This is a genomic window from Thauera aminoaromatica S2 (genome assembly GCF_000310185.1).
Classification (GTDB): domain Bacteria; phylum Pseudomonadota; class Gammaproteobacteria; order Burkholderiales; family Rhodocyclaceae; genus Thauera; species Thauera aminoaromatica.
This window is the reverse complement of sequence record NZ_AMXD01000145.1, coordinates 1-9,062: the sequence shown is the minus strand read 5'-3', so window position 1 is coordinate 9,062 and position 9,062 is coordinate 1. Positions and strand designations below refer to the sequence as shown.

The following is a 9,062-nucleotide window of genomic DNA, read 5'->3' as shown; positions in this document are numbered from 1 at the left end:
GCGCGAGGCCGCCCCCGCCGCAGACTTGATGCCCGAGCGCTGGCCGCGCCGTCCCGCCGCAGCGCTGCCCGCCGCGGACCGCTTCGTGCGACACCGCGACGGCCGGCCGCGCGCCCTGAGCGCAGACGGCCCGGTCCGGCTCTACCGCCTCGCGCAGGCCCGCTTCGCGCCCAACGGCACGGTCACGCTGGGCACGCCGCTCGACTCGGCGATGCCCGACACGCTGTGGGACCGCATCTTCATCGACGCCTGCATCCCCCCCGGCTGCCGGATCGATTTCGCCGTGCAGGCGGGCGACGACCGCGAGAACCTGCCCGCGGAGTGGATCGCGCAGCCGCAGCCGGTGCTGACCGCGGTGTCGTCGGAGCTACCCTTCGCGTCCGGGCGCGCACCCGGGAGTGGGGATCACGCAGATCGTTCCGGCCTGTTCGAGCTGCTGATCCAGCGCGCCAGCGGCGCGGTGCGCGAGGTGCGCGGGCGCTATCTGCGCCTGCGCATCACGATGCACGGCGACGGCCGCCACAGCCCGGCGATCTTCGCGCTGCGCGTGCAGTACCCGCGCTTCTCCTGGCAGACCCACTACCTCCCCGAGCATTTCCAGCAGCAGGAGCGTCCGCTCGCTAGCGCGGAGGCCAACCAGGCAGAGGCGAACGGCGCCGACTTCCGCGAGCGTCTGCTGGCGAGTTTCGAGGGTCTGCTGACCCCGATCGAGGACCGCATCGCCGCAGCCGAGATCCTGCTCGACCCCGCGGTCGCGCCCGTGGCGCACCTGCCCGGCCTCGCCGCGATGCTCGGCACCACGCTGCCGCCCCACTGGCCGGAAGCACGCCGCCGGCGCTGGCTGGGCGCGCAGGGCATGCTTCAGCAGAGCCACGGCAGCTACCGCGGCCTGCTGCTCGCGCTCGACATCCTCACCGATGGAGCGGTGGCGCGGGGCGCGGTGATCCCGGTCGAGCACTTCCGCCTGCGCCGCACGATGGCAACGATCCTCGGTGTGGACATGGATGACCGCGACCACCCGCTGACCCTGGGCACCGGTCTTTCCGGCAACAGCCTCGTCGGCGACAGCCTGATCCTGTCCGACGACCTCGCCCGCGAGTTCCTCGCCCTCTTCGCCCCGGAGGTTGCCGAAGCGAAGGGCGAGGCCGCGGTGGTCGAACGCTTCTTCGAAGAAGCCGCGCGGCGCATGACGGTGATCCTGCACGGACCGGCGCGACGGCTCGCGGCCGTCGTGCGCGACGCACTGCCCGCGCTCGTGCCCGCGACCGTGCAATGGGCGATCCGCAGCAGCGAGCACCCCTTCGTGCCGGGTCTGTCGCCGCTGCTGGGCATCGACACCTGGCTGGAAGCCTCGCCACCAGCGCGGCCCGTGGTGCTCGACCGCACACGGCTGGGTCGCGGTGACCTGCTGCACAACCCGGTCGCCCTCGACCCCGAGCACGCCGTGCCGATCGACGCGACCGTCCTGGACGCACCGTGAAGGACAACACAGGAGAAGGGCCATGAGCGAGCCCGACGACAAGCGCGACACGAGCCTCGCCAGCGACGGCCGCTTCGAGGAAATGCTGAAGCGCGTGAACTACGCACCCGGCATGCTGCTCGGCATCGAGGCGACGCTTGCCGAACAGGATTACCACCGCCGCCGCGCCACCCGCCACGGCTACTGGCTGCATGGCGCCGGCACCGTCGCGGGTCTGCGCGTGAGCCTGCAGTCCAAGGATCCCGGCAACGACACCGAAAACGTGCGCGTGCGCCTGGTGGTGAGCCCCGGGATCGGCGTCGACGGCCTCGGACGCGAGCTGAGCGTGGCCGAGCCCTACTGCGTCGATCTCGGCGCCTGGCTCACCACCCAGCACGAGGAGCCCGAGCGCTGGAACGCGCTGATCCGCGACGGCTACGCAGCAGACGACAACCTGCTGTGGCTCAAGGTCACGATGCGCTATCAGGACTGCGCGAGCGGCCTGCAGCCGGTGCTCGCAACCGAGCTCAACGCGGGCACCGATCCGGTGCAGCCGAGCCGCGTCGCCGACTGCGTGCTGTTCGAGCTCGTCGCCGAGCGCCCCGACGACGCTCCGGCCGAGGAGCACCTCTTTGCCGCCCACGCGCGCATCCGCCCCTACGACGAGATCGAGGACAAGCTGGGCGAGCGCGAACGCGCCCAGGTCGAGGCCGCCACCGGCGGCGCGCGCGCGCAGCTCGAGCTCGGCGCCCGCCTGCTGCATTCGCTAGGCGACGACAACCGGGCCCTGGTCGCACGCCAGGCCTTCCTGACCGACCCGGCCGCACTCGCTCGCACCCTGCTCGCGCGCATTGCGATCCGCCTCGCGCCGCCCGCGCCCGATCCCGACCTGATCGTCAATCCGCGCCGAATCGAGATCGACAACCTCGTGCGCCCCTTCCTCTTCAACGCCGTCGCGCTTGCTCGCCTGATCCGCGCCTAAGGAACCGCCATGGCCAACATCCACTTCACCCCGCTCCGGATCGGCACGAGCAACGCCGCCGGCGAGCGCATCTCCAGCGTCGATCCCCTGCTGTCGCGCACGAACTACTTCGACGGCCAGCTCCTGAAGGCGGCCGACCTCGCACGCGACCAGATCTACCTCGACGAACGCCTGCTCGAGCTCGGCCAGGTCTTCGGCGCCGGCATCGTGCGCGGCCTCGAACCCAGCCTGCATTCGGGCCACCTGCTGGAAGTCTCTCCCGGGATCGCGATCGCGCCCTCGGGCCGCGTGCTGCAACTCTCGAACACCGCGCTGAGGATCGACCTGCTCGACAGCGGCCTGATCGCGACCCTCAACGACGGCCGCTTCCGCGGCCCCGCACGCGGCCTACACGCCCTCGCGCTGACCCACACCCAGGTCGTCGATGGCGTCGCCGAGGCCTTCCCCAAGGACCTCTCCACCGCGCGGGTTCCTCATGTCGCGGCATGGGCCGAGGGCGTCGAGCTGCGCCTGATGCCGCTGCCGCTGCCGCTGCCACGCCAGGACGAGATCGCCGTGCGCGCCAGCCTCGCGCGCGAGCTGCTCTCCGGTGGCGAGCGCCTCGCGCTGCCCTCGGACGACGCCGTCGCGCTCGGCCTCATCGCGGTCGAGCGCGGACGGATCCTGTGGCTCGACCGCGGCCTGCTGCGCCGGCCGCAGCGCCCGCCGAACACCCCCGACGCGATCCAGCAGGACCTCGCCACGCATTATCAGGAGCTGATGCAGGCCGTGCTCGCGGCGCGCCGCAGCGCCGGCCTGCGCGGAGCCTTCGCGGCCGGTCAGTATTTCCGCGTGCTCCCCCCCTGGGGGCCGCTGCCGCAGGAAGCGATCGACCCGGTCGGCGGCCGCCAGCAGTTCTTCCCGCAGGATTACGAGGTCGCCATCGCCCCGGTGCGGCGCAGCGAGCTCGCCGCCGTGCTCGCCGACTCCGCCCGGCTCGCACCGATCGACCTCGAACGCGACGCCGACTGCGACGTGATGGTGCTCGTGCCGATGAGCGACAGCGCCTTCGCGCTGCGCGCCCGCCAGCTAGAGGCACCGGCCGAGTTCCGCCCGCGCGCCCTCGGGCGGCTCGCCAACCTCGACCGCCTCGCCCTGCGCATCCTCCCGCGCCCGCCGATCCACCGCGTGGACACCGACGCGGACGTGTGGCGCGCGATCTGGGCCGAAGCGGATCCGGCCGAGCTGATGTACGTACGCCGCCCGCCGCGCACCGCGGAAACCGGGGTGAGCGCGCTGGTACTCGCCCTCGGGGCGAGCCTGCCGCCGCCCGGCAGCGCGCTGCCGCCCGACGTCGCAGCACTCGAGGAACGGCTCGATGCGGCCCTCGAAGCGGTCGACGCCGCCGCGCAGGCGCGCACCACGCTCGAGAACGAGGCGGCGCGCCTGAGGCTGCACATCGCAGAGCTCGAGAAGGCCCTCGCCGCAACCGGCACCGACTTACCTGACGACCTGCTCGCGGAGGTGGAGCGCCTCGGGCTCGCGCTCGAGACGGCCCGCAAGGAGATCGCCGCGCTCGAGGCCGAAGACCGCAACGCCGCCATCCTCGCCAACGCGCTCGAGGCGGCGAGCGACCGGATCGACGCGCTGAAGCTCGCGCTCGACGCCGCCAATGCCGAGATCGAGCGCCTGAAGACCGCCAGCGCCCCGGTCGATGAGACCCTCGAGGCGCGCATCGAGGAGCTCGTCGCCGCACTCGGCAGCGAGCGCACCCGGGCGGCCACACTGGAACAGGAACGCACGGCGCTCTCCACCCGGCTCGCGGTCGCGGAGGCCACCATCGGCAGGCTCGAGCGCGAGGCTGCGCAAGCCGGCGACCTCGCCACCCAGCTTCCCCTCGCGCTGCTCGCACAGGCCCGCGGCGCGGACGACGCCGGCATCAAGGCCGCGACCGGCGCCGACAAGCTGATCGGCGCCGACGCGCGGGCGCGCATCGCCGCAGTGCAGATCGTGGGCATGGCGGACCGCCGCCTCGACCCCGCGCTGTGGCCGACCCTGCCAGCGCTGGCGCGACTCGACCCCGCCGTCTTCGTGAAGCTTCGCGACCACTTCCTCGCCGCGGCCGGTCAGCTCGATCTTGCGAAGTTCTTCCTCGAGGAAGGCCCCGGCCTCGGTCTTTCCGGTGCGCTCCTCGAACTCTGGAAACGCGTCCTCGGCTGACGACCATGGACACTCCGGGCGCCGCATCCCGAACCCACACGAGGCGTTGAGCAATCATGGCCACCCTGTCCTTCATCCCGCCCGGCCTCCTCGCCGCGCTCGCGTCGCGACCGGCCGCGGCCCTGCTGCCCCGCACGCCACCGTCCATCCGCCTGCACGAGCCGCAGCGACGCCCGGACGACCCGCGCCGGATCAACCTCTTCCCCGGGCGGGCGCTCGGCGAGCGCGAGTTCGAGCGCCTGCAGGCCTACGTCGACGATCGCATCGCACCGTTGCTGGCGAGCCTCGCGCCAGGCATCGTCGAGGGCCTGGCGTGCGCGCTCTTCGGCACCGGCACCGACACCCGCGTACGCGTCGGGCCTGGCCTCGCCGTCGGCGCGGCCGGCCAGCTCGTACGCCTGTTCTACCCGCTCGACCAGGCATGGAACGAGCTCGTCGCCCAGGCCGAGCGCGACCAGGACGCCCCGCTGCGCGACGGCCTCTTCCTGCTCACCATCCGCAGCGCGGTCGAGGAGATCGACGATGCGACCGCAGCGGAACCCTGCACCCGCAGCGAACCGGATCCGCTGCGCGAGCGCCGCATCGAGACGGTCAGCCTGCTGGGCCTGCAGCGCATCGCGGGCAGCCCGCGCATGATGGCGATGCCGCAGGCGCGCGCCGCCAACCGCATCGGCGTCCGCCTGCTGCGCGAATCGCCCTTCCGCGCGGACTCGGGGGGCGTGCCGCTCGGACTCGCGAAGATCGTCGGCAAGCTGCCGGTCTGGTTCGACGCGTGCGCCGGACGCCTGCTCGCCGAGCCGGATGCGGCCGCCCATAGCCTGCTCGCCCATGCCGTCGCCACGCTCGAGACCTGGCAGCGCGCGCATCCCGCCCCCCTCCCCGCGGTGGCGACGCAGACGCTCGACGAACTCCTCGGGCTCGATTTCCTTCCCGCTGCCGGCCCGCTCCCGGCCGCGCTGCTGCGCGACCCCGCCGCGCGGAGCCCGAGCCTCGCCTTCTTGCCTGGCGACCTGCGCGTCGAGCTCGCGCCGGTGCCGGCGGGCACCGTGGAGGAGGTGGTCGTCGGCGAGCTCGGGCGCGGTCCCGTCGACCTGATCCACGGGCTCGGCGAACATCTCCGCCTGTTGCTGGCAATCCCCGATCTCGACTACCGCCGCGACCTCTTCGACCTGCCACAGCGCGACACCCGGCTCGAAGACGAACTGTTCCGCCGCGGCGAACGCGCGGCGCACGCCTACCAAGCGTGGAAGGCGCGGTGGTATGCGCTCTTCCACGGTCTGAGCGGCGCCCAGCTGGAGGCGCTGCGCGCGCCGGTGCTGCTCACCAAGGCTCCCCCCGAGCCCGGGCAATACCGCACGAAGCTGGTCACCGACCGCGCGAAGACGCTGCGGCCCGCTCCGCAGGGCACGACGTCCCATCCCCTCGCGGACCTCGCCACGGAGGGCACGGCAGCGCTGCCCGAACCCTACGCCAGCCACCTCGCCGACCCCCACCCCGCCCCGGACGACTACCAGCCCGTCCCCGACATCCAGCCCGCCGGCAACGGCCTGCTGCACCGGCGCGAGGCGCTGCGCGCCGACATCCGCCACCTCGAGGCCGCGCTCGACAAGAGCTTCCGCCTGCTCGAGGAGGTCGGCGACTTCCTCGGCCTGCAGCGCCAGCAACTCGACGCGCTGACGGTGTCGTTCAGCACGCTTGCGGGCGGCGTACCGGGCGACGGCCTCGGTTCGCAGCTCGTCAGGTGGACGGCGAAGGCGAACTTCGTGCCCAAGCCCCCCACGGAGAACCCGTCATGAGCGACATCCTCAAGCGCTTCACCACCGACGCGAGCGCATTCACCGAACTCAAGTTCGTGGACGCGAAGGGCACGGCAGCCGCGGTCGATCTCGCCGACGCGACCCGGGGCGAGGCCACGATCTCCGCCGGCATGCTGGCCGCCCTCGCCGACCTGCAGCCGAAGGCCGCGCCCGACGAGCCGCTCACCGAGCCGGTCTTCAGCAAGGCAACGAGCACAGGCAGGGGAATGCTGGCGCATGTCGAGCGGGTGCACGACAGCTTCCTCAACGTGCGCCGCGACCTCCTCGAGCTGCGCGCCAGGGCCAACGCTCGCCAGAATCAGGCGAAATCGCTCATCGACCGCGTGTGCGACTTCCTCGACGACTATCTCAAGCCGGAAGAGCTGCGCCGGCTCGGCGTCATCGACGACGAGGCCCAGGCACGTCCCTTCCGCCTGCTCGTCGCGCCCGATCTGCACAACGCCGAGGGCGTGCTGCTGCGCCCCCGACTCGACCTCGCCCTTCCCCGCCCGGGCGAGGACGACATCGAAGGCGTCAAGCACAACGACGAATCGGCGCTCTTCCATGCCGGCAAGGTCGTTGCCGACGACATCCGCCAGGTCGAGGCGCTGCGCGGCGCCCTGACCACGCTGCGCCGCCGCCATCAGGAGGCGCTCGAGGACCTGCGCACCCGCCTGGTCGCACTCGAGGCCGAGCTACCCGGCGAGCTTCGCCGGCTCGACGTCCTGGAGCGCGAACGCACCGAGACCCTGGACGACTACGCGGTTGCACAACGCCTGCTGGCCGAACACTGGCGCGAGGTCGAAGCCGCCCACGCCGAGCGCCGGCGAATCATCGAGGCTCATCAAGGCCTCTTCTACGTGAAGGTGCGCGAGACCCCGCTCGGCCGCAGCCTGCCCGACCCGCTCGAGCTGCGCCCGAGCAGCCCCGACGAGCTCGTGCCCGGCTGCGCAGGACGCGACACCGCGCTGCCGGCTGCGCTCGCGCCTTTCATCGAGGCGGTGTACGACATCCCGGCGGCCGATTGGGCACACCTGCGGCCACTCGGCCACCTGCTGCCGGGGCGCACGATCCTCGCCGGCCTGGTCGAGATGCGCCGCCAGAAGCTCGCACTGCGCCTGAACCGCCCCCCGGACGCCGGCCTCGCCTTGCTGTCCGGCCTGGTGCAGCAGAACAGGGCCCTGGTGCGCGACATCGCCGCGCGCCCCTTCAGCGCCGGCGCACTCGGCGAGTTGCAGCGCCAGGCAGGCGCGATCCTCGCCCTCGACGACCTGCTCGCGATCCCCTCGCCACAGCTGCGCGACCCGGCGCGTGCCCTGCACCAGCGCCTGGATACCGCCGCCGGCTGCCTGCTCGAGCGTCTGCGCACGATCTCTCCCTCGATCCGGCTGAACTGGGCGAGCGCGGCCGAGGCTGACCGGCTCGCCGTCGAGGCCCCCGAGCGCTGGCCCGGCCTCGCCGAGGCGGAGGAGCGCGACTTCAACGGCGTGCGCACGCTGGTCGAGCTCGTCGCCTGGTGGTTCCGCCAGCTCGATGCCGACGCCTCCGCCGCCGCGCACGGCGCGATGCGCAACCTGGTGCGCGCCTGCCTGCTGCTCGCGGCCAGCGACGACCCGCAACAGCTCGTGCAGGGGCGCCTGCAGAGCATCCCGGGGCGCTTCCGCCTCGGCGAGGCGCTGCGCCTGAAGCTCGACCGCGAGGCCGCGCCCGGCACCCTGCTCCAGCTCTTCGACGACGACCAGCGCGTGATCGCGACCCTGCGTGTCGACGACCATGACGACCAGGGCACCGTCGCCTCGGTCGCCTCCATCCTCGACCCCGAGCTCGAACGCAACCCCGGCGCCGTGCTCGCCACGGGACTGCACATCAGCGGAGTCGATCGAGGCTGAGCCCGATGATCGCGCTCGCCGACCTCCACATCGGTCGCCTGACGCTGCGCGGCAGCGCCACGGCGATCGCGCACGCACGCGCGACCCTGCCGCCCGCACTCGCCCGCGCGCGCTGGCCCGACGAGGAAGCGATCCTCGTCGTGCGGCGCATCGCCGTCGGCGGCACTGGCACCGAGCTGCCCGCGCGCGCCGCTGCGCTTGCCGGACAGCTTGCCGGCCGGGCGGTCGATCCGTGGACTCCGGGCGCCGATGGCGCCGAGGTGGTGCGCTTTCGCGACGCACGCGACTACCGCGCCTGCCTCGTTCGCGACCTCCTCGCCGGCACCGCCGCACGCCGCTGGCTATGGCGTCATCGAGCGGCCCTTCTCGCCCACCCCACCGCGACCGCGCTTGCCGAGCTGCTCGGCGAGGATGCCCTCGCACTCCCCGCGCTGCTCGAGCACCCGCCGCTGCGCGCGTGCCTGCCGACCCTGTGGTGCCGTCTCGATGCCGCCGCGGCACGCAGCCTCCTGCGCGCGATCGGGGCCGCGACCGGCTGGCACGGCGCCATCTCGGACGCGCTCGCTTCTCGTGCCGCGGAGGCGGCAGGGAGCGGCGCGGACCTCATGACGGAGGCCCAAACCCACCATGAGCGCATATCCGGAGACGAAATCCGCCCAGGCCCCGAGCCCGGCCCGTCGCCCCCGCCCACCGGGCCGGCGGCGACAAGGGCGGGTTCGCCGCGCCGGCCAGCCCCG

4 protein-coding genes and 2 pseudogenes are annotated in these 9,062 nt (G+C 73.1%); all 6 read left to right on the top strand.

Annotated elements, in window-relative coordinates:
- Window positions 1-1,480, top strand: a pseudogene (locus C665_RS16475) (hypothetical protein); the annotation flags it as partial.
- A gap of 22 nt (window positions 1,481-1,502) precedes the next feature.
- A complete protein-coding gene (locus tag C665_RS16470) occupies window positions 1,503-2,441 on the top strand; it encodes a hypothetical protein (RefSeq protein ID WP_004323132.1) in 939 nt (312 codons plus the stop codon).
- A 9-nt stretch (window positions 2,442-2,450) separates the two neighbouring features.
- The gene (locus C665_RS16465) at window positions 2,451-4,640 is read left to right on the top strand and encodes a coiled-coil domain-containing protein (RefSeq protein ID WP_004323131.1); all 2,190 of its coding nucleotides are present in this window, start codon (window positions 2,451-2,453) and stop codon (window positions 4,638-4,640) included.
- A 56-nt stretch (window positions 4,641-4,696) separates the two neighbouring features.
- Window positions 4,697-6,436, top strand: coding sequence for a hypothetical protein (locus C665_RS16460; RefSeq protein WP_004323129.1), 1,740 nt, complete (start codon window positions 4,697-4,699; stop codon window positions 6,434-6,436).
- On the top strand, window positions 6,433-8,325 hold the full coding sequence (locus C665_RS16455; RefSeq protein WP_004323128.1) for a hypothetical protein: 1,893 nt from the start codon (window positions 6,433-6,435) through the stop codon (window positions 8,323-8,325). The genes C665_RS16460 and C665_RS16455 overlap by 4 nt, the downstream gene beginning before the upstream one ends.
- A gap of 5 nt (window positions 8,326-8,330) precedes the next feature.
- A pseudogene (locus C665_RS16450) lies at window positions 8,331-9,062 on the top strand (hypothetical protein); the annotation flags it as partial.